Source organism: Nitrosomonas europaea (assembly GCF_900167395.1).
In the GTDB taxonomy this organism is placed as follows: domain Bacteria; phylum Pseudomonadota; class Gammaproteobacteria; order Burkholderiales; family Nitrosomonadaceae; genus Nitrosomonas; species Nitrosomonas europaea.
On record NZ_FUWK01000015.1, the window covers coordinates 23,676 to 50,284 of the forward strand.

Consider the following 26,609-nt stretch of genomic DNA (forward strand, 5'->3'; position numbering starts at 1 on the left):
TCATCCTCCAAAGTCGTCGAACAATATATTTTCCTGTTCGACACCCAGACCAATCAGCATATCGATAACTGCCTTACTCATCATGGGCGGGCCACACAGATAATATTCGCAATCCTCCGGAGCGGGGTGATCTTTCAAATAGTTATCGAACAATATCTGGTGGATGAAACCAGTATACCCCTGCCAGTTATCCTCAGGCAATGCATCGGACAAAGCAACGTACCACTTAAAATTGTCATATTCCTTCGATAGCCTGTCAAAATCCTCGACATAGAACATTTCATTCCTGGAGCGAGCACCATACCAGAAGGAAATTTTGCGCCGGGATTTGAGCCGGCATAACTGATCGAGAATATGGGAGCGCAGGGGTGCCATGCCTGCACCACCACCAATGAAAATCATTTCGTTTTCGGTATCGCGCGCGAAAAAATCGCCGAATGGCCCCGTGACCGTAACCGAATCGTCAGGCTTGAGCGAAAAAATATAGGATGAAGCCTGGCCTGGTGGTACATCTTCACGCTGAGGTGGAGGCGTTGCAATGCGTACATTCAACATGATGATGCCCCGCTCTTCGGGATAATTGGCCATCGAATAGGCGCGCATGACAGGTTCCTGTGTTTTCGAAACATAGCGCCAAAAATCATAATGATCCCAATCTTTGCGGAAACGTTCTTCTATATCGAAATCCTTGAATGCACTGACATAGGGCGGACACTCAATCTGGATATAACCGCCGGCACGAAAATCGAACTGTTCACTTTCGGGAAGCTCCAGTACCAGCTCTTTGATAAACGTAGCGACGTTATGATTGGAACGGACCTTACAAGACCATTTTCTTACCCCAAATGCCTCATCGGGTACAACGATCTTCATGTTCTGTTTGACGGAAACCTGGCAGGACAAACGGTAGCCGGCCCGCGCGTCATGTTTGTTGATGTGGGAAGTCTCGGTGGGCAGAATATCTCCGCCACCTTCGAATACCTTGACACGACATTGACCACATGTACCGCTTCCACCACAGGGAGAGCTGACAAAAATACCAGCAGTGGCCAGCGTACCGAGCAGCTTCCCTCCGGTCAATGCTTCGATAGTGCGCTCATCATTCACATTGATTGTGACACGACCATGCGTTACCAATTTGGCACGCGCACCAAGGATGACAAATACCAGGACGATAATTATCGCAGTAAAGAAGAAAACACCGAGAAAGATTTCCAGCATACGCGATTTCGGATTAGGGCCTGTAACGTAATCGCGACAAATAGCCTGGAAATAAAGTATTCAACATACAATGACGAAGCATGTCGGATAGATGAGTCGCAAATATCGCGTCTGCTATGCCATGGAAACAGGGAGGGGATATAACGATTTTATTCACAAATGTTAAAGCCGAATGCCGGAGAAGGCCATGAATCCCATAGCCATCAATCCCGCACTGATAAAAGTAATGCCCAGTCCCTGTAAACCGTCTGGCACATCCGAATATTTGAGTCTTTCACGTACACCAGCCAGCGCAACAATTGCCAACGCCCAACCGAAACCGGAGCCGAGACCATATACAAGGCTCTCAGTAAAATTATAGTCACGTTCCACCATGAACAATGAACCACCCAGAATGGCACAATTCACGGCAATCAGTGGCAGATAGATGCCCAATGCACTGTGCAGAGCCGGCATGAAACGATCCAGAAACATTTCCAGAATCTGTACTATCGCGGCGATAACCCCAAGATAACTGACGAGCCCGAGGAAAGTTAAATCAATCTCCGCCAGACCTGCCCAGACCAGAGCACCGTCACGAAGCAGGTACTGATAAACCAGATTATTGATGGGAACCGTCAATGTCTGGACGACGATCACGGCAATTCCCATGCCGAACGCCACCTCTATTTTTTTGGAAATGGCCAGAAAAGTGCACATGCCAAGAAAAAAAGTAAGCGCAAGATTCTCGACGAAAACTGCGGTAATAAATAAACCGGCCAGACTGTTCATCTTATGATCTCAGTAGGATTATGGGTCTGCTGGATGCGGAACTCGGGTTGCTCGACTTGATTCGTTTTCCAGGAGCGCACCCCCCAGATGATCAATCCGATCAGAAAGAAAGCGCTGGGCGGCAATAATAACAATCCATTGGGTTCATACCAACCACCATCCCGAATGAGTGGCAGGATCGTAACTCCCAGCAGGGAGCCCGAACCGAACAGTTCACGTATTATCCCGACTATCAGCAAAATCGCGCTGTACCCGAGACCATTACCCAATCCATCAAGGAAACTCGGCCAGGGCGGATTTTTCATGGCAAATGCCTCTGCCCGCCCCATGACGATACAATTGGTAACGATCAGACTGACGAATACCGAGAGCTCCCGACTGACCTCATAGGCAAATGCCCGCAGGAACTGGTCAACCACGATCACCAGCGAGGCGGCAATCGTCATTTGTATGATAATACGAATATTCGTAGGGATGTAATGACGAATCAGACTGATCAGCATGCTGGAACAGGCTACGACCAGCGTCAAAGCAATACACATAGTCAAAGCTGTAGATACTTTGCTGGTAACCGCCAGCGCTGAACAGATCCCCAGTACTTGCAGTGTAATCGGATTTTCGTTAACAACGGGTGTAAATAAAATTTTGCGGACGGATTGTGCCATCATTCAACTCCTTTCTTCACGTAAACGAAGCAGGAAAGGGCCAAAACCATTCTCTCCAAACCAGAATTTCAATAAATTATCGACGCCTCGCGTAGTCATGGTTGCACCGGATAAACCATCCACTTTATGCTGACTGTCAGGCGTAGCGCTTCCAACTGACCCTCTGATCAATTCGATACGCGGTTGCCAAGCTTCGTCAAAAATGACTTTACCTTCCCACGAGGTAAGCCAGCGCGGATTGTCCACTTCGCCTCCTAATCCCGGTGTTTCCGCATGCTGATAAAACCGGAGCCCTTTGACTGTGCGCAAATCCCCTTCCAAGGCAATAAAACCGTAAAGCGTAGACCATAATCCGTGGCCGTATATGGGCAGGATCAATGTTTCCAGTTTTCCAGCTTCATTATGAATTAGATAAACTGGCAGATATTTAGGTTTCCGCTGAATCTGCGCGATATCCTCTTCACGCGTCAATGCGGTGGATTGCGCCTCATCCTTGGCTGCTTTGGTAATATCGAATCGTTCCGTGTCCTGATCATCCACGAAGTTGCCACTCGCAAGCTCAACCATACGCACGTCGAACAGACGATAAGCACTCTCGATAGATAATCCCAATGCAGTCAGACCGGCAAGTTCTACAAGCACACGTTGACGTTCCTTGACTTGATTGGCTATCTGTATCGGCCTGAGCGTCACTGCAGCACTGGTCACGAACAGGGAGCAAACCAGACACACGGCCAGCGCTACACCCACCGTTCTCCGGGCACTATGCTGAACGGGAGCTGAATTCGGCTCAGCCATGACGACGCAGCCTCCGACGAATATTAAGCTGGATGACAACATAATCGATCAGCGGTGCAAATACATTGGCAAATAAGATAGCCAGCATAATCCCTTCCGGAAAAGCCGGATTCACCACCCGGATCAAGACCGTCATAAAACCGATCAATAAACCGAACACCCAGCGCCCGGCGTTGGTCATGGCAGCAGAAACCGGATCAGTCGCCATGAATACCATACCGAAAGCGAAACCACCCAGCACCAGATGCCAGTGCCAGGGCATGGCCATCATCGGATTATCGCTTTCTAATATATTAAACAAAAAACTGGTTGCCACCATCCCAAAGAACACACCAAAAATGATACGCCAGGATGCGACCTTGGTATAAATCAGAAATATTGCACCCAGCAGACAAGCCAGCGTCGAAGTTTCTCCCAGGGAACCAGGCATCAAACCGATGAAGGCATTCCACCAGGTGTAGCCACCTGCCGTCACCGCTTCCATGCCGCCAATCGCACCCAATCCCAATGGTGTCGCACTCGTGTAACCGTCAACCGCTACCCAGACCAGATCACCCGAAATATCCGCAGGGTAGGCAAAATAGAGAAACGCGCGCCCCACCAATGCAGGATTGAGAAAATTCTTACCGGTTCCGCCAAAAACTTCCTTGCCGATCACCACTCCGAAACTGATTCCCAGTGCAACCATCCACAGCGGCATATTAGGTGGCAAGGTCAATGCGAACAACATGGAAGTAACCAGGAATCCTTCATTTACCTCATGTTTACGTACCAACGCGAACAACACTTCCCAGAATCCACCTACCGCCAGTGTCGTCAGGTAAATAGGCAGGAAATACAGTAAACCATGTATTGTGCTGGCCAGGACACTGCCGGGATCGAATCCGACATTCAGTGTCAGCAGCAGATTGTTACGCCAGTTCTGGCCGATCTCTCCCAGTTCCTGCAGCGCAAGATTCGCCTGATAACCAGTGTTATACCAACTCCATAGAATACAGGGCAGCAATGCGATGACCACATAACTCATCAGGCGCTTAAGATCAATCGCATCGCGCACATGCGGTGCAGAGCGGGTCGAGTCGTCTGGCGTATATAAAAAAGTATCCACCATTTCGTATAAGGCGTAATATTTTTCGAATCTTCCGCCTCGATCGAAATGTGGTTTTATATTATTAAGCAGACGACGCATGGAGTGCTTATCCTTCTTTCTCGATTTGTCGTAAATTCTCTCGCAGGATTACACCATAGTCATGCTTACCCACACATATGAATGAACATAACGCCAGATCTTCTTCATCCAGTTCGAGACAACCCAGCTTTTGCGCCATATCGGTATCCATCACCAGCAACGCGCGTAAGAGTTGTGCAGGCAATATATCGAGTGGCATGACTTCTTCAAAAGTGTCGATCGGAATCATGGCACGCGGGCTGCCTTGCTGGCTGGCCGTAAATTCGAACTTTCTCTTTTTGCGAAAGAAACTGGAAAACAGTACATTCAACTTGGAATATTTATTTCCCCCGGGGTTAAGCCAACCCAGGAATTCCCGCTCACTCTTCTCTCCAATTACAGTGACCTGCAAATGATGCCGCCCCAGAAAAGCCAGTTCATCTACCGCCTTGCGACCGGACCAGACTGAACCGGAAATAACACGCTTATCCATTGATTCAACCAGTTCACCAGCCAATAACTCCTCTAGTGAAGCTCCCAACCGGGTACGTAACAGACGCGGCTTCTTGACCCCGGGCCCGCCAAGCGCCACGATACGCTCAGTCCAGAGGCGCCCGGTTACGAACAGCTTACCGATGGCAATTACCTCCTGATAATTCAGATACCAGACCGTTTTATATGCACTGACTGGCTGAAGAAAATGGATATGCGTACCGGGAAGACCGGCAGGGTGCGGCCCGGCAAACCGGGCTTGCTGCAATTGTGGCAAATCTTCAGGTAACGATAATTTCGCCTGGGGACTCTGACAGACCCATAATGGCCCATCAGTCAAACGCGACAGAATTCTCAGGCCGTGATTAAAGGATTCCATCTCTGCCGTGATAATGGGTACGGGATCCGCAGCTAGGGGATTGCTGTCTATAGCGGTAATGAAAATTGCGGCAGGCCGTGTAGCAGGATCAGGCACCTTACTATAGGGACGAGTACGTAATGTCGTCCACAAGCCGGAGATCAGCAGATTCTCTTTGACCTGCTCATCTGCCAGATTAGATAGTTCATCCGGAGCATATTTGATGAAAGTCTCTTCATCCTCCTGTTCATCCAGTTGAAGGACGACCGATAATAGTATGCGCCTTGTCCCCCGGTTAATCGCCACGATGCGCCCGGCACCGGGAGCAGTGAATACGACACCAGGCAGTTTTTTATATTCGAATAAGGGTTGTCCAAGCCTGACCCTGTCACCTTCTGTTACCTTCATGGTCGGTTTGAGATCGATGTAATCCACTCCCGCCACAGCGATATGGCGTACTGCAGTCGCAGCATACACACACTGCTCCGGCTCGCCGCTGATAGGCAGATCCAACCCCTTGTTTAGTTTGATAAACATGATCGAAGAAAAGAGGTCTTTGTTCGTCCTGTGTTTTTATCCAACGTGGTCCCCGCAGAACTGTAACAATCCAGAATTGAATCGGCTCACTCAATCATTAATATACCTGTAACGCTTCAGGCGTAACGATAATCCTCCGTCATGACAAACGCTGGGGGGTGAAGCCATCCGAGATGGAACTGACAGGACGCACAGGATAACCATCACACCTACCGTCACGGTATTTTCTGGATTGCCACACCACTCACGCGACTAGCAACGACCAGGATGGCCAGGGACAACGATTGCGATAATTTCTCTACTCGCCATTACTGATTCGATGCGTGGTATTTCATTTCAGATCTGCCTGTCTGCACAGGCAGATCTGTACAAGCAGATAAACAGACTAAACCGAAAATGGTTTAGTGACGTAATCATTCCTGGCATCTCGCCAGATGCATGGAATATTCCATGCATCATATTAGCTCAATAACCACCCCTTTTAATAACGCGGGAAGATTTTTCCTGTCAAATTTCCCGCGTATCGTAAATGTAGCGTTCAAGCTGATTAATGACGAACTGGTGCTGCGAAATAGCATCCTTCACTAAATCCCCTATTGAAAGCAGACCGATAACCTTGCCATCATCCAGAACAGGTAAATGCCGGACACGCATTTCTGTTATCAGGGCCATGCAATCCTCATTGGTATTGTTCAGATCGACGTAAGCCACCTGACGGGTCATGATTTCCTTCACCTGTGTATCCTTCACCGGCTTATCCAGCAGATACGATTTTCTGGAAAAATCACGCTCTGTAAGAATACCGACGAGTTTCTCATCTTTCATGACCAGCAATGCACCGATATTATCGGCTGCCATTTTCTGCATGGCGTTAAATACTGAATCATCCGGACCAATGGCAACTACAGTATGCCCCTTTTCCTGTAGCAAATGTTTGACAGTTTTCATGGTGATTTCCTTTCTTGTTAACAAATCAGTTTGCTCAACTATGGTAGCGCTTTACCGGCGCAAAGCAAACCAGGACGCTACAGATAGCTTTATGAAACTAAACAACCACCGGCTAAAGCCGGTGGTTGTTTAGTTTGGTCTCATTATTGAAAAATCAAATTTGCCGTCCCGGCATTTGAGGTATGCCCGGATGGGTGTTCAGCGCTTACGTCGGCGGGGAGGTGGCGCAGAAAAACTGCTCAGTAAATCACCCAACATTTGCAACCCATCATCAAACTCGTCAAACCCATCATTCACCTGATAGTGCTTAATAAAGGTCGCGAGCTGTTTGGCATCCTGGAAAGCGATGAGATCAATATCAGCTTGCCGCAGATCCATTTCCAGCCGCGTGATTTCAGCATCCATTGCCTTGTCAACATGAGTCGGCCTGATCTTTTGTGTATAAGGCACCAGCTTCCAGTAGGGCATCAATAACGACGCAAGCTCCGCCTTGAGTTCCGCCAGTTGCTCACGCAGTACCTGAATGTAATGTTCAATACGTTCATCAGGCAGGTTGGTGAGGTAATTGGTATCAATCTGTTCGATTTCGAGCTGGATATTCAGCAGCTCAAGCAAATCGCTCCGATCATAAGCCTGGTTGACGCGCTGCATCAGGGTGGTTTTCTCATCCGCCGTCAGATCGGTGCTTGCGCGATCAGGATGCAGGCTACTGGCCAGTTTGCGATAAATTTCACGCACGGACTGGCTGATTTCTTTTTTTGCTGCCGCACGTTTCTCCTCAGCGGCCGCCTGTTTGGCTGATTTACGGCGGCGTGAGCCTGATCCGGCTTTATTTTTGGCTTCTTCTTCCTGCCGTTGGCGCATGGCTTTTGCCAGCATTTCCTCCATGCTGACATCCGCATTGTCATCGTCCAGACGCACACCAAACAGTTCTTCGATCACATCCTGCGAAATGGTCTTATCAATCCCGGCCTGATCGTCATAACTGGGATCGCTATATTTGTCATACAGCGCCACGATTTCCTCATCGCGCTGCTCAAGCAACAACTCATGCGCCAGGTTGAGAATGATGTCGCACAACTTTGCGCGCTGTTGCTTGCCACGAATGACATTGCGCTGATGAAATTGCGTGTCAAGCAGATGCAGCATGGCGATGCGTTTTTCGCGCAGTTGTGCAAACAGGGGCATCAGTTCGCTGCCCACGCGCTGACCGTAGCGTTCGCTATAAGTGTGCCACTCCGCAACCTGAGCTCGTTGCTCGTCAATTTGCCGGATCAGGCGCTGGAAAGTTGCCTGTTGCTTGGTTTGTGGTTTTGCGTGCGTCAGAACATCGGTAATGGTGAGTTCACTGCTATTGACGGGATCGGATAGTGATTCTTGCCGAGGGCTACGAGACATAGCGGAAATTCCAGAATGTAAAAAACAGAAAAACTCGCAGTTACAATCGTATTCATCTATTTACCAGCATTTTCCTGAAAAATAAATCAATCCTTTTTAGGAAATGCTGTTTCTTCTTCGTTCAAGTGCGCTGCGAATGCTCTCCAGCGCCTGCCTGATACGGTGTCGGGGCGCACCGATGTTCATACGCATGAAACCGCTGCCTTCCTTGCCAAACGAGATGCCGGGGTTCATACCGATCCCCGCCTCGAAAATGAAGAAATGTTTGATTTCATCGTCACTCATGTCCAACCTGCGACAATCCAGCCACAACAGGTAGGTACCCTGTGAAAGAATCAGCCGAATCTCCGGCAGATATTCAGCCAGATATTGTCGTACCATTTCCCGCGTATCTGCGAGATAGGTCATCAGCGCTTCCAGCCATTCACCTCCGGCACGGTAAGCTGCTTCAAACGCCACTACGCTGAACGGATTGGCGGCACTGACGTGCATCATTTCCAGCCGGTCACGAATAGCTGCCCGATACGCCGGATCGGGAACAATCAAAGCAGATAAATTAAGTCCGGGGATGTTGAACGTTTTACTCGGTGCGACAGCAGTAATAATTGATTCTGGAGAACCGGCCAGGCTGGCGAGGATATGATGCTTGTTACCGGGGTAAATCAGGTCAGCGTGAATTTCATCGGATACGATGATGAGTCGATGTTGTCTGGCAATATCCAGCAACCTCTCCAGTTCCGGTCTGCTCCACACCCGGCCAACCGGATTATGTGGTGAACAGAACAGCAGCATGCGCGCAGAAACCGCCTGCTGTGAAAGATCAGCAAAATCCATCCGATAGCTTCCTTCCACCAGTTGCAATGCACTGGTCAGAAGTTTTCTACCTGTCTTTTTGATCACCGAGAAGAACGGATAATATACCGGCGGCTGAACGATGACAGATTCATCTGGCCCACTCAGCGCAAGAATTACCGTGCTCAGTGAAGGGACTACCCCGGGACAAAGGACGATCCACTCCCGCTCTACTTTCCAGCCATGACGCAATTTCAGCCAGTTGATCAACGCTTCATACAGACTGTCAGGAAAAAGCGTATAGCCGTAAACCGGGTGGGCAGCGCGTGCGACCAGTGCTTCAGTCACTGCTGCCGGAGCAGCAAAATCCATATCCGCCACCCACAACGGCATGACATCCGGATGACCGAACGTTGCCTGACGGCCGTCATATTTCGTACTGCATGTCCCGGTACGATCGATTTCGCGGTCGAAATCGACGCTCAAACAACTCTCTCCCAGATTGTCACTTCCGACAAGGTATGTTGAAATTTATGCCGGGTTTCACGAATCACGAAAGGCACTTCACATGGCGCTCCAATCAGCCGGAAATGTTTACCCAGTATTTCTTTCAAGCCGTCCAGCGTAGTAAAATTTTCACCATCCCGTTTGAAACCGCCAATCCAGTGTTCCCGTTTGGTATGTTCTTCCAGCCATGTATAAGGCGATGCAATCAGCAGCATCCCCCCCGGATTCAGCCGCTCATGCACCATGGTCAGGAATTTGGCAGGTTCATACAAACGGTCGATCAGGTTGACTGCCAGAATCAGATCGTAACCTGTCAGTATCGGTTTGAGATTACAGGCATCCCCCTGGAAAAACTCGACCTTGTGCCTGACACTCTCCAGATTCAGTCCGGCAAGTGTACGTTCCCGGTAGGAAACCAGCTCTCCCTCATCCACGAGGGTATAACGCAGGATGCCATGTTCCGCCAGTGCCACGCCCTGGTTGATGAAACGCGCAGAAAAATCGACACCGGTGACATGATCGAAATGTCGTGCCAGTTCGAACGTTGCACGCCCGGAAGCACACCCCAGATCGAGCGCCCTGCGTGCCGGACGGCCGCTCATCGCAGCAATGGCCAACTCGGCCAGTGCCACCGAGAAATTGGGCACCCCGAAATAGGTATCACCATAGTGAAATTCGGCATACTCCGACAACAGTTTGTCAGTTTCATAATGTGAACTGTGGTGGGTGGCAGGCATATCGGAAATCACATAACGGAATCCGGCATGCTGAAAAAAATGCCTGCGGAAAGCGTAGCGTGACACCCAGATGGATTCATTGCCGCACGCGACCCACGATCCTCCTTTGAGGAGATTGTGCCGATCGTCAAAAGTGGGGGTCGTAAAATCATCGTACAACGGATGCACTTCAAAACCGGTAAAAGGATAGGTGGGTGTTTCCGTCCACTGCCAGACGTTACCCACGATGTCGAAAAATTCACCCTGCTGAAATTCATCCACCGGACAACTGGAAGCATAGTGATCGAGATGAATGTTACCTTTTGCCGGTTCCGTATGCGGTACCTCGGTCAGCCCTGCGACATCATACAAACGGTACCACTCGTCTTCGGTCAGCAAACGCACCGGCTGCCCGGTTGTTTTCTGCTTCCAGTTACAGAATGCCTTGGCCTCATGGTAATTGACTTCCACCGGCCAGTTCCAGGGCATGGGTACTTCCTCTGTCATCAGGCGCAAGCGCCACTGGTCACCTTCCCGTATCCAGAAAGTCGGACACGCAGCCCCACTGAACTGCCGCCACGCCAGCCCTTCTTCTTCCCAGTAATCATTCGTTTCGTACCCTCGTGCTTCCACGAAACCAAGAAATTCCTGATTGCTTACCAGATAACGGCTGGCCTGGAAGGCAGAAAGCTCAGCCTCATGGTGACCATATTCGTTATCCCATCCGTAAACAGGATCTGCCTTGTCTTTACCCAGAACCACTTTCCCCGCCGGAACCAGGATCATCTCGTTCTCCGGTGCATTTCCGCTGTTACGACAGGGTTGCCAGGCGGGATGAGACTGTACATATTTGAGTTTATGCTGGCGGATCAATACGGAAGAAGTTTCAAGATGGATACGTTCGTGTTCCACACCCATCACGATCGCCCACCACGGACTTTCCCATGAAATGGGCAAAGTCAGCGGCAAGGAGCTGATCAGCGCATCCACCTTGTCACGCATGGCGCGGCGGTAAGCCATCACCTCCTCAACCGTCGGCCAGTCATAGTGAGCTGTATTCAGATCATCCCAACTCATTTCATCCACACCCACCGCAAATATGGATTCCAGCCTCGGGTTGATACGCTCTGCCAGTACTCCGGCCAACACCAGTTTGTTGACAAAAAAAGTAGCGGTATGTCCCAGATAAAAAATCAGGGGATGACGCAATGAAATCGGCCTGTCGTAATAGGCCTCGTCACCGCGCAAAGTCTCGAACAGCTGCTCGTACTTGTCCAGGGTAGTGTGAAAATAGGCCCGCAACTCTGTACGTTTGGCTTCGATATCTTCGCCATTCAACCATGGCGTCCTTTGGAAAAGTTCAGGTTTGGAAGACATAAAACGACTCAAGACAATAATCTTGCTGTATTTGGAAAGGGCCGATTATACCGCCACTCACCGACTGGATCATTCTGTTAGACAAAACACATTATGCGGAACAAGATATTTTTGATTACAAAATCAAATCCTGCAGCCAGCTTGAAATTTCACGGTTACATCATATAGTAGGGGCATTCCAACCTATTTTATTTTCAGGAGATGATATGCGGTTTGACAAATTCACCACCAAGTTTCAACAGGCACTCGCCGATGCGCAAAGCATGGCGCTGGGTCAGGATCATCCCTATATCGAACCGCAGCATCTGCTGCTCGCCCTGATGCAGCAGGATGACGGCAGCATCACTTCTCTGCTGCAGCGCGCCGGTGTGAATGCCCAACCATTGCGCCAAGCACTGACGCAAAGCCTCAAACTTCTGCCTAAAGTGGAAGGTACGGGCGGAGAAATCAATGTTTCCCGCGATCTGGCCAATCTGCTCAATCTGACGGACAAGGAAGCGCAGAAAAGAGGAGATCAGTACATCGCCTCGGAAATGTTCCTGCTGGCAGCGCTGGAAGACAAAGGAGAAACCGGACGATTGCTGAAACAATATGGAGCGACACGTGCTGCGCTGGAACAGGCGGTCGATTCCGTGCGTGGCGGAGAAAAGGTGACCGATGCCGAAGCAGAAGGCAGTCGTGAAGCATTGAAGAAATACACATTGGATCTGACTGAGCGTGCTCGGTCAGGCAAGCTCGATCCCGTGATCGGACGCGATGATGAAATCCGGCGCACGATTCAGGTGCTGCAGCGGCGCACCAAAAATAACCCGGTCCTGATTGGCGAGCCCGGGGTCGGGAAAACGGCAATCGTGGAAGGATTGGCACAGCGCATCGTCAACGGGGAAGTACCTGAAACACTGAAAAACAAGCGGGTGCTGTCACTGGATATGGCAGCGCTGCTGGCAGGTGCCAAATACCGCGGAGAATTCGAGGAACGATTGAAAGCCGTGCTGAAAGAATTGGCGCAGGATGAAGGCCGCACCATCGTGTTCATCGATGAACTGCATACGATGGTGGGAGCCGGCAAGGCGGAAGGTGCCATGGATGCGGGCAACATGCTCAAACCGGCGCTGGCACGCGGAGAACTGCACTGCGTAGGCGCAACCACACTGGATGAATATCGCAAATATGTTGAAAAGGACGCCGCACTGGAACGCCGTTTCCAGAAAGTGCTGGTGGATGAGCCCGGCGTTGAAGCAACGATTGCCATTCTGCGCGGTCTGCAGGAGAAATATGAATTGCACCACGGCGTGGAAATCACCGATCCGGCTATCGTGGCAGCAGCCGAACTCTCCCATCGCTATATCACTGACCGCTTTCTGCCGGACAAAGCCATCGATCTGATTGACGAAGCTGCAGCACGCATTCGCATGGAGCAGGATTCCAAACCGGAAGTCATGGATAAGCTCGACCGGCGTCTGATCCAGCTGAAAATCGAACGTGAGGCTGTCAGGAAAGAAAAGGATGATGCTTCTAAAAAACGCCTGGCATTGCTTGAAGAAGAAATCAGCAAACTGGAACGGGAATATGCTGATCTGGATGAAATACTGAAAGCAGAGAAGTCCCGTGCAAAAGGCTCACAGGAAATCAAGGAAGAACTGGATAAACTACGCCGTGAAGAGGAAGCTGCCCGACGCAAGGGAGATCTGCAGAGAGCTTCTGAATTACTGTATGGCCGTATTCCGCAATTGGAAGCACAGCTTGCCGAACAGCTCCATCACGCCGAATCGGCCGAGGAAGCTGTACAACCAAAGTTATTCCGTACCCAGGTAGGTGCCGAAGAAATCGCCGAAGTCGTTTCGCGTGCAACCGGCATTCCGGTTTCCAAGATGATGCAGGGTGAGCGTGAGAAATTGCTGTTCATGGAAGACAAGTTGCATGAACGTGTCATCGGCCAGGATGAAGCCGTCCGCCTGGTTTCCGATGCAATCCGCCGCTCACGCTCCGGGCTTGCTGATCCCAATCGCCCGTATGGGTCTTTCCTGTTTCTGGGGCCGACCGGGGTGGGCAAGACCGAGCTGTGCAAAGCACTGGCAGGATTTCTGTTCGATTCCGAGGAACACCTGATCCGGGTAGATATGTCCGAATTCATGGAGAAACATTCGGTCGCACGCCTGATCGGTGCGCCACCGGGATATGTCGGCTATGAGGAGGGCGGTTATCTGACTGAACAGGTGCGGCGCAAACCCTATTCCGTCATTTTGCTCGATGAAGTGGAAAAAGCGCATCCGGATGTATTCAATGTCCTGCTGCAGGTGCTGGATGACGGACGGATGACGGATGGTCAGGGCCGTACCGTGGATTTCAAGAATACGGTTATCGTCATGACTTCCAACCTGGGTTCACAAATGATCCAGCAAATGAGCGGAGACGATTACCAGGTCATCAAACTGGCAGTGATGGGAGAGGTTAAAACCTATTTCCGGCCTGAATTCATCAATCGTATCGACGAAGTAGTCGTTTTCCATGCACTGGGTGAAGCGCATATCAAATCGATTGCCCGGATTCAGCTGAGCAACCTGGGCAAAAGACTGGCACAAATGGAAATGAAACTGGTAGTTTCAGAACCGGCACTGACCAAACTGGCCGAAGTCGGGTTCGATCCGGTATTCGGTGCACGGCCGCTGAAACGAGCCATTCAGGCTCAGATCGAAAATCCGTTGGCGAAAGAGCTGCTGGAAGGCCATTTTTCTGCCGGAGATACTATTCTGGTGGAATACAGTAACGGCCACATGCAATTTACCGCACAACGTTAAACTGCCTCATGACCCATCGCTGAAGTTGGATGAAGGCAGGTGGTTTCGGGTAGAATAACGATCATTGTTTTCAGATGGATAATATGCCATGTTCACAGGTAGCCTGGTAGCTATCGTTACACCCATGCTCGAAGACGGGGCGCTGGATCTCGACAGATTCTGCGCCCTGATCGACTTTCATATCGAACAGAAAACGGATGGTATCGTCGTGGTTGGTACCACAGGCGAATCTCCTACCGTGGATTTCGATGAACACCATCTGCTGATCCGCACGGCTGTCACCCACGCAGCCGGACGCATTCCGGTCATTGCCGGCACAGGCGCCAATTCGACGCGCGAAGCAATCGAGCTGACGGTATTTTCGAAGAATGCCGGCGCAGACGCCTGCTTATCCGTAGCCCCCTATTACAACAAACCCACCCAGGAAGGGTTGTACCAACACTTCAAAGCAATTGCCGAAGCAGTCGATATCCCGATGATTCTGTACAACGTACCGGGACGAACCGTAGTAGATATCAGCAACGACACTGCGTTGCGGCTGGCGCAGATTCCCGGTATCGTCGGTATCAAAGATGCCACTGGCAACATTGCGCGGGGATGTGATTTATTGCAGCGTGTGCCCGATAATTTCGCGGTCTACAGCGGAGATGATGCTACTGCACTGGCACTGCTGCTACTCGGCGGTCATGGCACTATCTCGGTAACAGCCAATGTCGCACCCCGGCTGATGCACGAGATGTGCACCGCTGCCTTTGCCGGTGACTTGGCCCGGGCACGGGAAATCAATACCCGGCTGTTCAGGCTGCATATTGATCTGTTCGTCGAAGCCAATCCGATTCCGGTCAAATGGGCCGTCGCAAGGATGGGATTGATCAACGATAGTCTGCGCCTGCCATTGACAGCTTTATCCAGTCAATATCACGAACTAATCAGAAAAGCCATGCTCCAGGCTGGCATCACGGTTTAAAGGTTTACCATGCGCAACAAGCATCTGGCAACGCTTCTGATTGCAAATATCATACTTGCGGCTCTTATTCCGGGTTGCAGTCTGTTGCCCGAAAACAAAAAGATTGATTACAAGTCGGCTGGCAAACTTCCGCCGCTTGAAGTTCCGCCAGATCTGACCAGCCCTGAAACAAACGACCGGTTTGCCGTACCGGATGTAGATGCATCCGGCAGTGCAACATTCTCAACCTACAGCAACGCACGTAATGGGCAATTGAGAGATCGATCAGGATCACCCGTACTCTCTGCCACCGCGGCACAGGATGGAATTCATATCGAACGATCCGGCACACAACGCTGGCTGGTCATACCCCGTGAACCTGCTACAGTATGGCCTGTTATCAAGGAATTCTGGCAAGACATGGGGTTTCTGCTCAAAATGGAAGCACCTGATGTGGGAATCATGGAAACCGACTGGGCGGAAAATCGCGCCAAGATTCCTCAGGATATTATCCGAAGCGCACTATCAACTTTCCTGGATGGCCTTTATTCCACCGCTGAGCGCGATAAGTTCCGCACTCGCCTGGAACAGGAGCAACCTGGTATAACCGAGGTTTATATCAGCCACCGCGGCATGATCGAGGTACTGGCAGATCGCAACACCAATCGTACCATCTGGCAACCACGCAAATCCGACCCTGAGCTGGAAGCGGAAATGCTCAGCCGCCTGATGCAACGCTTTGGTGTGGATGAGGAACGTGCAACTGCCGAAGTTGCTGCCAGCAGCACAGTCGAGGAACGTGCCTTCCTGGACAAGACCCGTAAAGGCGTATTGATCATAAAGGAGCCGTTTGATCGCGCATGGCGACGGGTGGGCAATGAGCTCGACCGGATCGGCTTTACCGTAGAAGACCGGGATCGCTCGAGTGGAATCTATTTTGTCCGATATATCAGCCCTGATGAAGAAACTCGCAGAGCGGCTGAAGGTAAAGGTTTACTCTCCAAGCTGGCTTTCTGGTCAAGTGATACTGATGATAATAATAAGGATGCTTCAGCGGAGAAATACCAGATCAAAATAAGCGAGGTTGGGTTGAACAGTGAAGTCAGCGTGCTCAATGCGAATGGTGTTGCGGAAGGTTCAGAAACTGCTCAACGCATACTTGACTTGTTGCGCGAACAACTCAAGTAAGTATTCAGAACAGTACGTGCATACCGCCTCCCTGAAGATATGGGCAATCTGGCGGCTCATCTGTATATAACTCAACCCAGTTTCTACGTCGAGCTATACTCCTCAAACAATGCTGCGACTGGTTCATCCATAATAAAAAAACCGCCTGAAAGGCGGTTTTATTTTGAAGCTGTATAGTTTAGTGCCCTTCCGGGATACCAGTTTCACCTTCTTTCAAACACTTGCCATTTCCGTCAATACCGTGCGGACATTCAATTTTTTGACCGGATATGATTTTCTCGTAATTCTCTCTTTCAGTTTCTGGAAGAGCCTGCGACGGACGTCCACATGCTACCAGCAGAAATGCGGTGGCGATAACAGCTGCGTAAGCAAATTTCATTATAAAAGTTCCTTTAAAAAATTTCATAAAATCTTGCTGCGGCCGGCAGTATATAACAAAAATATCTCTCGGCTCAAGCTCGGGGAAGCAATCTTAATTTGATTCACGTCGGAAAAATAAAACCAGCATCCAGTACACTGAGACATCTCCTGACGCAGGATCGGATAAATATGCAGAATGAATCTGTCGGTGCACATCGAGAAAGGCTATTGCCGCGCAAAATCACGCAATCGGAACCCCAGCATCCACAGGCACGCAAAATAGCCAATCCCTCCCAGTATTACTACCAGCCCCAGTTTTATCGCACGCTCGGTCGCCGTCAGCACAAACCATTCAGCACTATTTCCGGTTGCCAGCCACAATCCGGCACCCATTACGATCAATGCAACCAGAATCTTGAATATGAAAATTCCCCAGCCAGGCAAGGGTTGATAAATTCCCTGCGAACGCAACTTGGAGTAAAGTACCCCTGCATTGAGACAAGCGCCCAGGCTGATGGCCAGTGCCAGACCGGCATGTTTCAGGGGAATTATGAATGCGAGATTCATGAGTTGAGTCGCCGCCAGCGTCAGAATTGCAACCTTGACCGGAGTTTTGATGTTCTGCCGGGCGTAAAAGCCTGGTGCCAGCACTTTCACCAGTATCAACCCAAGCAACCCGACACTGTAGGCAATCAGTGCTTCACGGGTCATCCACACGTCTTCCACGGTAAAAGCACCATAATAAAACAGCGTCGTAATGAGAGGAGTGGCCAACAATGCCAGGGCTACAGCAGCTGGCAGTGTCAGCAGAAAAGTCAGACGCAATCCCCAATCCAGCAGACGTGAAAATTCCTCTGTACTGTTCTGCGTATAGTGGCGTGACAGTGACGGCAGAATTACGGTACCCAGCGCCACCCCCAGCATACCTGCCGGAAATTCCATCAGCCGGTCAGCATAGTACAGCCAGGAAACACTGCCAGTGATCAGCAGTGATGCAAAAATAGTATTGATCAGCAGACTGATCTGCCCGATCGAAACTCCGAATACTGCTGGCCCCATGAGCTTGAGTACACGCCATGCCCCGCTGTCACGGAATCCAAAACGTAAACGCGGCATTCTTTTCAGGCGCAATAGAAAAGGTATCTGAAAAGCCAGCTGCAACATACCGCCAATGAATACAGCCCAGGCCAGTGCAAGAACAGGCGGATCCATCAATGGTGCCAGCCATAATGCACAACCGATAAAGGAGAGATTCAGTAAAACCGGAGTCAGGGCAGGCACTGAGAAATGGCTGTAAGTATTCAATATTCCACCCGCAAGCGCCACCAATGAAATGAAAAAAATATAAGGGAAAGTGATTCGAAGCAGCGCGATGGTCAGTTCGAATTTATCCGGCACACCGGCAAAACCCGGCGCGCTGATATAAATAATCAATGGTGCTGCCAGGATACCCACCAGTGTAACGATGAATAATGCGCTACCCAGTAAGGTTGCCACGTGATCGATGAGCTCCCGGGTCTGTTCCTCCGTACGGTTGTTTTTATACTCCGCCAGAACAGGAACGAATGCCTGGGAAAAAGCACCTTCCGCGAACAGGCGCCTCAACAGGTTTGGAATACGGAATGCTACGAAAAAGGCGTCGGTCGCTACCCCTGCACCAAATATCCTTGCAATGATCAGATCTCGTACAAAACCAAGGATACGTGAAACCAGTGTCATACTGCTGACAGTGGCCAGTGCTTTGAGCAGATTCAATTGTCAGAATATTTTCGGGATGGGTAATGCTGACAAGCCTGGGGATTCTCAGGAAATGACCCCCATCGGCCGGAAAGAGTTAATTATGGCCGATTATCCTGGATTTCAGGATCAAGCACCAGAATTTGCTGATATCGTGCGTGAGGTATATTTACAACGTCCTGTCAGTTTTCCGGGAAATTGGAGCAAAGCACCCGGCAGTCATTTATGAGCCAGGTGCTTGTTATCGGGAATAAATCAGTGAAAACAAAACAGAATAGATATTATTCAACATCAGATCACACACAGTTCTCCAGCTCCAGCTTCTTGTGCTGCCCTGGCTTCCTGTGCCACCCGTTTGGTTTTACCGGCGCGTGAAGGAACATGGCAAAGTCCGCAGACATGATTGGATTGAATATCCAGGCTGTGCACCAGAAAATTACCGGTACATTTGACACAGGATGTGACGGATAACACTTTGCTCTCTACGAAACGCACCAGCGTCCAGGCACGAGTGAAGCTCAGGATACGCTGCAGGCGATTGGCTTCGATATGTTCCAGATACAGTTGATAGCTCTTGATAATCGCATCGATATCGCGCACTTTCGTGTATCGGGTAATGTAGTTGTAGATATTGATGAACAATGATGAATGCATATTAGGCTGCCATCCTGTAAACCAGTCCTCCGAATAGGGAAGCATACCTTTGGGAGGAGAAGCACCTTTGACTTCCTTATACAGCTTCACAAGTCGTTCCCGGCTGAGCGTGGTGGATGCTTCGAGCACTTGCAGTCTTGCACCCAGACGAACCAGTTCCGTAGCAAGCTGAATCTGTTTACCTTCGGATAAAATACTTTTCCCTTTCATGATTTTTCCTCCTTTATGCGGGAACTCAGGAAATTTTCTCAGCAGGCAGACCTGCCATGAGTATTGCGGCGTGGGATTGTGTCAGTGCACGATCCTGTTTATGACTGGTAAGTATTTCTGCAATCAGGCTGTCATCAAAACGGAACCGGCACAACAACATGTTGGATCCGGCCATTTTGAGCAACTGACTATTGGTCAGTTTGACCAGGATATCGGCTATATCCTCATCGATACCCAAACGGTACATGGCAGCAATCCTGTCTTCACGCAGCATTTGTTGAGCCAGCAGCAAATAACTGAGATTGACTTCCCTGATTTCATCCAGAATCTGATTTGTCCCCATTTCCACTGCTCCTTTTGATATGTACAAATTGAACCGGGTTACTCCAAAAATGATGTGTGCATTTTTAACCCGGGAGCAGATACCGTAAAGCAGGCTACCACTATATCTTCAGTAGGAATTTGACTGGAAAGCTTGTAGGAATTTTTCCTACAGACCGGAAGGGGATGTTTCCAGCTGCTATTGCAACATCGATGCATACGACATATATATATCGGGCATATCAGTGAAAAGTCTGCCACACTGGGAATCCGGGAAAATATTCAATCCTCCCTGTCTGCTGAAGGCCATTCATCATGCCAGAAACGGCGATTGAGCCTTCTCCACGTATCAGCTGTGATATTACCGCTGACAAAGCGTAACAGTACTGCACCGTCATGATCACTGCGGTACAAGCGGCTGCCGTGCTCAAGATACCGTTCGACTATTTCTGCATGCGGATGCCCGAACCGGCTGCGATACCCCACTGTAAAGATGGCATGATCAGGATCAACCTGTCGCACGAATACCTCTGATGACGATGATCGGCTGCCATGATGCGGCACGATCAGCACACTGGACGCAAGCTCACGAGCATAACGTTGCAACAAATCTTCTTCCGTTACCCGACCGATGTCTCCCGGCAGCAATACACTGCCATGCGAGGTTGTCACTTTGAGTACACAACTTGATTCATTGGTTTTACGTTTACGAATCAAAGTATCTGGTTTGACCGGGTGCAGGATTTCGAAATAAACTCCGTCCCACCACCACGCATCGCCTGCAAGACAATGGCGATTATCGGGAACAGCCTGACGAATCGGATGATTATCTTCAATTGAAGTCAGCAGTACATCTGTCTTTATTCTCTTCAGTACCGACAATGCCCCACCGCTATGATCCGAGTCGACATGGGAGACAATCATCATATCGAGCGCCTGTACGCCCTCCCCTCGCAAAAACGGCAGAACCACATACTTCCCGCTGTCATTTTCACCATACCCCGGCCCGGTATCGTAAAGCAAAGTATGGTTGCGGGTACGTACCACCACTGATAACCCCTGCCCCACATCCAGCACTGTCAGCCAGAGTTCTCCCTCGGCCGGTTTTTCTGGGGAAATCAGAAATAATGGTACCCCTGCCAGGATTCCCAGCCAGCGTGCAGGAAAACCCGCTGATACACCCAGCCCCGGCCCACCTGGCAGTAACAACCATACCACGCCGAGAGTGGCCGCAATCACAGCCCACAAAGGCGGCGCCTGCTGCTGCCATGTTGCCAAAGGAAGCTCTCCCAGCCATTGCAACACCCCCATCGTAATCTGAAGAACGGGATGAGCAATCAGCAACAGGAATTCCAGCCCCGGGATAGTCGCCAGCAGTGCCAGCGGTACGATGATGAAACTAATCACTGGAATCGCCACAGCATTGGCGATGGGCGATATCAGTGAAATCTGCTGAAACAGAATCAATAGCAGCGGAAACAAACCGAGCGTAATCGCCCACTGGATACGCATCCAGCCAGCTACCACCCCCGGCCGACCAATCCGGCCTGATATAACCAGACAAATCAGCGCAACCGCCGCAAAAGACAGCCAGAAACCCGGCGCAATCACCGACCACGGATCCAGCACCACGACCAGTAACAACACCCATCCCAACACTGGCAACGTGCGCACACGCTGATTTCTCCAGAATGCCACCACGATGATCGCCATCATGAACAGTGCGCGCCTCACAGGTACAGCAAAACCGGCCAGTAGCGCATAGCCGATTGCGACAATCAACCCGCATACCAGCGCAAACTTGCGGGCAGGCAGCCACAACGCCAGACCAGCATACCGCCAGGCCCGGTATGCCAGCAGAAACACCATCCCAGCCAGTAACGTAATGTGCGAACCGGAAATCGCCATGAGGTGGCTGGTACCGGTACGGGTAAAAGTCTCCCACTGTTCCGACGGAATAGCCTGCTGATCGCCCACTGTCAGTGCAATCAGCACCCCTGCATACGGATAACCCGCCAGATAATGTTGAAACTGGCTGCGAATTTCATCCCGTTTGCGCTCGAACAAATAAACCGGATGAATCTCCTGAACCTCGAGCCGTTTGTTGCTCTCCCCTGCCCGCACATATCCTGTTGCACGCACATTCCGTTCAAACAACCGGGCTTCATAATCCGGAACATGCGGATTGGCACTGCCATGCGGACGCTTCAACCGGACAGTCAACTGCCAGCGTTCACCTGCCGTGATCCGAGGCAAATTTCCTTCGTCACGCCTGCCATCGCGATACCAGGAAAGCTGAACATGGGCTGGCACCGCAGCATCCGGCGTCAACACTCGCTCGACCTCGAACCGGAAACGCATACTTTGCCGGGTAAGTTGCGGCATTTCCGTAACCACCCCGATCACCGCAATATCCTGCCCTTCCCAAGCAGAAGGAAGATCATCCGCCAGCCTGACCTGCGCCCATAACGCTGCCCAGAAAAAACCGGCACCCAGCATGACAGCAAGCAGAAGACCTCTACCTGCCAGTATAGAAAAGCGCGTCTGAAATCGAAGAAGAACCAGCACCCCCAACGCTACTGGTATCAGCCCGATTGCCCAATAAAATTCCGGCAGAACCGACTGCTGTTGCAACCAGAGCGCGCCGAATACAAATGCAAGACTGTAAATCCCGATTAACACTGATTCACCGTCAGAAATCCCCTGAGAAACTATAGATCCGACTATACAATGTTTCAGAAATCAGCCGGGTTGGGAAATGGGGACAATGGGGTACTGCTGGCAACGCTCGAGTGAACGACCATCCTGAGTTGCCCAACGGACACGGTTCTTCCGGTACGGGGCAATCAGCTCGATTCCCTGGGCTGTCAACTTACTGATCAAGCGGATAATTGCCGCAGGTACGATCCTCCATAATTCATCAGGGCCATCCCACGTAATGGTCTCAGCAAGCGTCGCTTCACAAGGGTAACTTCATGTGGCGAAGCAGAAGCTGTGCGCACGGTAAGTGTAAGACAGCAACATCTGCAATAACCATGAGCTTCGTATCTTTGTCTCGCTTAATCTTCCTGATTTTGGAGCTCTTTTTTATCACCGTGAAGGTACCGTCGATAAAGTATTCCGTGAAATCGATTCCACCTTACTCCTCCAGATCTCTCACATCTTGCATAGTTCGCCTGCTTTCACCCAGCGGCTGAACATTCGGAAACAGGTCGAGGGAGAGGCCAGAGTCATTGAGGTGCCAATCAGCAGCAGCGATTAAGCCTGCCTTTGCTACCATAACGTGCTTCCAGACGCTCACGAAAGAATTCCTCTTGCGACATGATCGCCTGTTCGGGATGTGCACTTCTCATGTGCTCGACATAAACTCTATATTCCGGCACACCTACCATCAGGCGAAAACTTTGCGCAAACCGTTGCCAGACGTGCTTTATTTGATTATTGATCATTGCAATTCCTCCCGATTATTTCTCAATAGATGCATAAGCAGGTAACAGTTCGAACGGCGCTTCCCGAGTTGTCGGATGAAGGATGATACGTGCCTGCAGAATAGTTCGAATACCGAACATCAGTATGCTGATGAGTACCGCCATGAACAATGCCGTCAGTGTAACGTTGATATAGTCATTAAATATAACCTGTTGCATTTGCCCGATCGACCGGGCAGGTGCCAGCACAATATCTTGTATCACTGCATCCTGATATTTTTCTGCATGCGCGAGAAAACCGATCCGCGGATTATCATGAAATATTTTTTGCCAGGCAGCAGTCAGTGTACAAATGCAAACCCATACTGCCGGAATCACTGTAATCCAGGCAAAGCGATCGAGCTTCATCCTGAACAGCACACATGTGCACAGGATCAGTGCGATACCGGCGAGCATCTGGTTGGCGATCCCGAACAGCGGCCACAGGGTATTGATACCCCCCAATGGATCGATCACGCCCTGATACAGGAAATACCCCCAGCCGGATACACAGATACCTGTAGCTATCAGGCTTGCTGTCAGCGAATCAGTCCGTTTCATCGCCGGAATGAATGAACCGAGCAGATCCTGCAACATAAAACGCCCGGCACGCGTCCCGGCATCAACCGCCGTCAGAATAAATAATGCTTCAAATAAAATAGCAAAGTGATACCAGAACGCCATCATCGCAGTATCACCGATCACTCCCGACAAAATCTGCGCCATACCCACCGCCAGCGTTGGCGCACCGCCCGTTCGCGAGATGATGCTGTGTTCACCGACGTTCTGTGTAGTTTGTGTGATCATTTCCGGAGTGATATGGAACCCCCACTGGGAAATCGTTTGTACAGCCGATTCCACCGTAGTGCCGATGATCGCCGCCGGACTATTCATGGCAAAATAAATACCGGGCTCAAGTGCTGCTGCGGCAACCAGCGCCATGATCGCGACAAACGATTCCATCAACATTGCGCCGTAACCAATGAAACGTGCATCAGTTTCATTCTGGATCATTTTGGGTGTAGTGCCGGATGCGATCAACGAATGGAAACCGGAAACCGCACCACAGGCTACTGTCACGAACAGGAACGGAAACAGATCACCCGACCAGACCGGGCCTGAACCATCAATGAATTGTGTCAGCGCAGGCATTTTCAATTCCGGTGAAAGAATAATGACACCGATTGCCAAACCAACGATTGTGCCAATTTTAAGAAAAGTCGACAGATAATCGCGTGGCGCCAGCAACAACCATACCGGCAATACTGAGGCAATAAAGCCATAGCCAATCAATACCCAGGTCAGTTGTTCACCGGTTGCCGAGAACACCGCTGCCCATGCAGGGTCCTCCTGAACATACTGGCCGGCTATGATCGACAGAATCAGCAGCGTAAATCCGATCAGCGATATCTCAGCAATTGCACACGGCCGGAAATAACGCGAATAAATCCCCATGAACATTGCGATAGGGATCGTCGCCGCAACGGTGAATGTCCCCCATGGTGATTCAGCCAATGCCTTGACGACAATCAGCGACAATACAGCAAGTAAAATCAGCATGATGAAGAACGCACCGAACAATGCGATCATACCGGGAACATGCCCCAGTTCGGATTTGATCAGATCACCGAGTGACCGGGCATTACGCCGCATCGATATGAACAGTACGATGAAATCCTGCACTGCACCGGCGAATACGACTCCAGCAAGCAGCCACAACATACTCGGCAAATACCCCATTTGTGCTGCCAAAATCGGCCCAACCAGTGGCCCGGCTCCGGCAATCGCAGCAAAATGATGCCCGAACAATACATATTTATTGGTTGGAACATGATCCAGTCCATCATTGTGCTTATATGCTGGAGTCATACGCGTTGTATCCAGCTTCAATACCCGATTGGCAATGAACTGACTATAGAAACGAAAGGCGATCAAATACACACACACTGCCGCAATAACAATCCAGATTGCACTAATCGATTCACCTCGGTTGAGGGCAATGACACCGAAAGCTGCCGCACCCAGCAGGGAAAACAGTGACCAACCTACCCACTTGCTTAACTGATTCATGACTACCTCTGATAAAAAACCCGACGCTCATTAAATTTCTGAAAACTTTACATGCAGATTCACAACACTATCAATCAATGTAAAGTTTTGACTTCTTTACCGCGCAAATCCAGCAGCATATTTCGCAACATACCAGCCACCCGCTTCGGTATCGACAATAACATTTGCCTGTCATGTTGCTCTTCCCACATCTGATTTTATATTTCTTGCTACTGAAGAAACTTTTCTTTTCCTCTAAAGATAACGCTGTTGATGGTGAACCTTCAAAAATTTTCGTACTGGATTCATCAGTAACGAGCCTCTCACCTAAATCAAGTGTGCTGCAACATTCAGCATTTAAGGAGTATAAGAATCGACACAGGGATATGAATTAAAAGACTAACCCGATCAGGATGTCATCAATACGATTCATCGAATTATGCGGGGTAAGCAGATATGTTGATACAGACTGGCAGGTATCCATGCAACTGTAATGACCCAGTATTATTCCCCAAGGATGTACGCGAACAGTACGAGCACGAGATCAAGAAGTTGCAGGAACCCTATGGCGAGGTGAGGCAATACTGGAATCACGCGCCCGAAAAAGCTGGATACCTTGCTGCGCAAGAATAAAAGCTGATCAACCGAGTGCAACAGGGCTTAAGGAAAGGAGGAATCCCAAGTGTCAGCCAGCTGTGCTGCTAGAGTTTGATGTGCTTCGGTGTATACCCTCTATTATCGCCGCCCCATCAAGGCACTACCGTCAGTAGCGAGCCGGTCTGATCAGCGCTGAGCGACCGATCTGTGCCGCATATTGGGGAAGCGTCACTCCGAAATAGAAGTCGGCCATAGTAGCCCGATCTCTACTTTTGGAACCCATTATAAATAGGGGATTACACTTAATCTGCCGGTATGGCACGCTTGGACGTGTCAGGAAGCCCTCTCTGCTACGCTCAGACAACAGTTTAGTGTTCAGTCAGGCCTACACCCGGCTGGATAAGGAGTTACGGGCTGAAGTAGGAGTTCATCACACTGCACTACCTGTTTGGTCCCGCATTGTGATGGTGTATTGTATGATTTGCTACCGACACAGGAGGAATTATGGGACAGATATTACACGGGAGCGCCCGC

Annotated in this window: 21 protein-coding genes; 4 read left to right on the forward strand and 17 right to left on the reverse strand. The window is 50.2% G+C overall.

Features of this window, described 5'->3' with window-relative positions:
- The 10 genes from nqrF to ovoA form a co-directional block, all read right to left on the reverse strand.
- A complete protein-coding gene (gene nqrF, locus B5D58_RS06315; protein ID WP_011112865.1) occupies positions 1 to 1,221 on the reverse strand; it encodes an NADH:ubiquinone reductase (Na(+)-transporting) subunit F in 1,221 nt (406 codons plus the stop codon).
- Between the two features lie 162 nt (positions 1,222 to 1,383).
- Positions 1,384 to 1,992, reverse strand: a complete 609-nt coding sequence (gene nqrE / locus B5D58_RS06320) for an NADH:ubiquinone reductase (Na(+)-transporting) subunit E (RefSeq protein WP_011112866.1) — start codon at positions 1,990 to 1,992, stop codon at positions 1,384 to 1,386.
- Positions 1,989 to 2,657 carry an NADH:ubiquinone reductase (Na(+)-transporting) subunit D gene (locus B5D58_RS06325; protein ID WP_041357345.1) on the reverse strand — a complete coding sequence of 223 codons (669 nt, stop codon included), beginning with the start codon at positions 2,655 to 2,657 and terminating at the stop codon, positions 1,989 to 1,991. The genes nqrE and B5D58_RS06325 overlap by 4 nt, the downstream gene beginning before the upstream one ends.
- A gap of 3 nt (positions 2,658 to 2,660) precedes the next feature.
- A complete protein-coding gene (locus tag B5D58_RS06330; protein ID WP_011112868.1) occupies positions 2,661 to 3,455 on the reverse strand; it encodes a Na(+)-translocating NADH-quinone reductase subunit C in 795 nt (264 codons plus the stop codon).
- Positions 3,448 to 4,644 carry an NADH:ubiquinone reductase (Na(+)-transporting) subunit B gene (locus tag B5D58_RS06335; protein WP_011112869.1) on the reverse strand — a complete coding sequence of 399 codons (1,197 nt, stop codon included), beginning with the start codon at positions 4,642 to 4,644 and terminating at the stop codon, positions 3,448 to 3,450. The genes B5D58_RS06330 and B5D58_RS06335 overlap by 8 nt, the downstream gene beginning before the upstream one ends.
- Positions 4,645 to 4,651: 7 nt before the next feature.
- Entirely contained in the window at positions 4,652 to 6,010 is a 1,359-nt protein-coding gene (locus B5D58_RS06340) for a Na(+)-translocating NADH-quinone reductase subunit A (RefSeq protein WP_011112870.1), read from the reverse strand.
- 507 nt (positions 6,011 to 6,517) lie between these two features.
- Positions 6,518 to 6,958, reverse strand: a complete 441-nt coding sequence (locus B5D58_RS06345) for a CBS domain-containing protein (protein ID WP_011112871.1) — start codon at positions 6,956 to 6,958, stop codon at positions 6,518 to 6,520.
- Between the two features lie 198 nt (positions 6,959 to 7,156).
- Positions 7,157 to 8,356 carry a J domain-containing protein gene (locus tag B5D58_RS06350; RefSeq protein ID WP_011112872.1) on the reverse strand — a complete coding sequence of 400 codons (1,200 nt, stop codon included), beginning with the start codon at positions 8,354 to 8,356 and terminating at the stop codon, positions 7,157 to 7,159.
- 96 nt (positions 8,357 to 8,452) lie between these two features.
- Positions 8,453 to 9,634 (reverse strand): pyridoxal phosphate-dependent aminotransferase, encoded by a 1,182-nt coding sequence (locus B5D58_RS06355; RefSeq protein WP_011112873.1) that lies wholly within the window; start codon positions 9,632 to 9,634, stop codon positions 8,453 to 8,455.
- On the reverse strand, positions 9,631 to 11,748 hold the full coding sequence (gene ovoA, locus B5D58_RS06360; RefSeq protein WP_011112874.1) for a 5-histidylcysteine sulfoxide synthase: 2,118 nt from the start codon (positions 11,746 to 11,748) through the stop codon (positions 9,631 to 9,633). Before ovoA ends, B5D58_RS06355 begins: the two co-directional genes overlap by 4 nt.
- A gap of 206 nt (positions 11,749 to 11,954) precedes the next feature.
- On the opposite strand from ovoA, the gene clpB reads away from it, so the two are divergent.
- The 3 genes from clpB (at position 11,955) to bamC (ending at position 16,680) form a co-directional block, all read left to right on the forward strand.
- Positions 11,955 to 14,546: an ATP-dependent chaperone ClpB gene (gene clpB / locus B5D58_RS06365; protein ID WP_011112875.1), complete on the forward strand. Its 2,592-nt coding sequence runs from the start codon at positions 11,955 to 11,957 to the stop codon at positions 14,544 to 14,546.
- An 88-nt stretch (positions 14,547 to 14,634) separates the two neighbouring features.
- Positions 14,635 to 15,513: a 4-hydroxy-tetrahydrodipicolinate synthase gene (gene dapA, locus B5D58_RS06370; RefSeq protein ID WP_011112876.1), complete on the forward strand. Its 879-nt coding sequence runs from the start codon at positions 14,635 to 14,637 to the stop codon at positions 15,511 to 15,513.
- A gap of 9 nt (positions 15,514 to 15,522) precedes the next feature.
- Positions 15,523 to 16,680 carry an outer membrane protein assembly factor BamC gene (bamC, locus tag B5D58_RS06375; protein WP_011112877.1) on the forward strand — a complete coding sequence of 386 codons (1,158 nt, stop codon included), beginning with the start codon at positions 15,523 to 15,525 and terminating at the stop codon, positions 16,678 to 16,680.
- Positions 16,681 to 16,858: 178 nt separating this feature from the next.
- Here bamC and B5D58_RS06380 read toward each other — a convergent pair whose 3' ends face one another.
- Positions 16,859 to 17,086 (reverse strand): hypothetical protein, encoded by a 228-nt coding sequence (locus tag B5D58_RS06380; protein ID WP_074671145.1) that lies wholly within the window; start codon positions 17,084 to 17,086, stop codon positions 16,859 to 16,861.
- Between the two features lie 179 nt (positions 17,087 to 17,265).
- Positions 17,266 to 18,795 carry a murein biosynthesis integral membrane protein MurJ gene (murJ, locus tag B5D58_RS06385; RefSeq protein WP_011112878.1) on the reverse strand — a complete coding sequence of 510 codons (1,530 nt, stop codon included), beginning with the start codon at positions 18,793 to 18,795 and terminating at the stop codon, positions 17,266 to 17,268.
- 19 nt (positions 18,796 to 18,814) lie between these two features.
- Between murJ and B5D58_RS06390 the strand changes: the two genes are divergently transcribed.
- Positions 18,815 to 19,006: a hypothetical protein gene (locus B5D58_RS06390; RefSeq protein WP_041356871.1), complete on the forward strand. Its 192-nt coding sequence runs from the start codon at positions 18,815 to 18,817 to the stop codon at positions 19,004 to 19,006.
- A 62-nt stretch (positions 19,007 to 19,068) separates the two neighbouring features.
- On the opposite strand, the gene flhC is transcribed toward B5D58_RS06390, so the two are convergent.
- From flhC to B5D58_RS06415, 5 genes are all read right to left on the reverse strand, one after another.
- Complete coding sequence (gene flhC / locus B5D58_RS06395; RefSeq protein ID WP_011112879.1) at positions 19,069 to 19,641, reverse strand: flagellar transcriptional regulator FlhC; 573 nt, start codon at positions 19,639 to 19,641, stop codon at positions 19,069 to 19,071.
- A 25-nt stretch (positions 19,642 to 19,666) separates the two neighbouring features.
- On the reverse strand, positions 19,667 to 19,984 hold the full coding sequence (gene flhD, locus B5D58_RS06400) for a flagellar transcriptional regulator FlhD (RefSeq protein ID WP_011112880.1): 318 nt from the start codon (positions 19,982 to 19,984) through the stop codon (positions 19,667 to 19,669).
- A 260-nt stretch (positions 19,985 to 20,244) separates the two neighbouring features.
- Entirely contained in the window at positions 20,245 to 22,644 is a 2,400-nt protein-coding gene (locus B5D58_RS06405) for a DNA internalization-related competence protein ComEC/Rec2 (RefSeq protein WP_011112881.1), read from the reverse strand.
- A gap of 563 nt (positions 22,645 to 23,207) precedes the next feature.
- Positions 23,208 to 23,411, reverse strand: a complete 204-nt coding sequence (locus B5D58_RS06410) for a YbdD/YjiX family protein (protein ID WP_011112882.1) — start codon at positions 23,409 to 23,411, stop codon at positions 23,208 to 23,210.
- 15 nt (positions 23,412 to 23,426) lie between these two features.
- Entirely contained in the window at positions 23,427 to 25,499 is a 2,073-nt protein-coding gene (locus tag B5D58_RS06415; protein ID WP_011112883.1) for a carbon starvation CstA family protein, read from the reverse strand.
- Positions 25,500 to 26,609 lie beyond the last annotated feature (1,110 nt).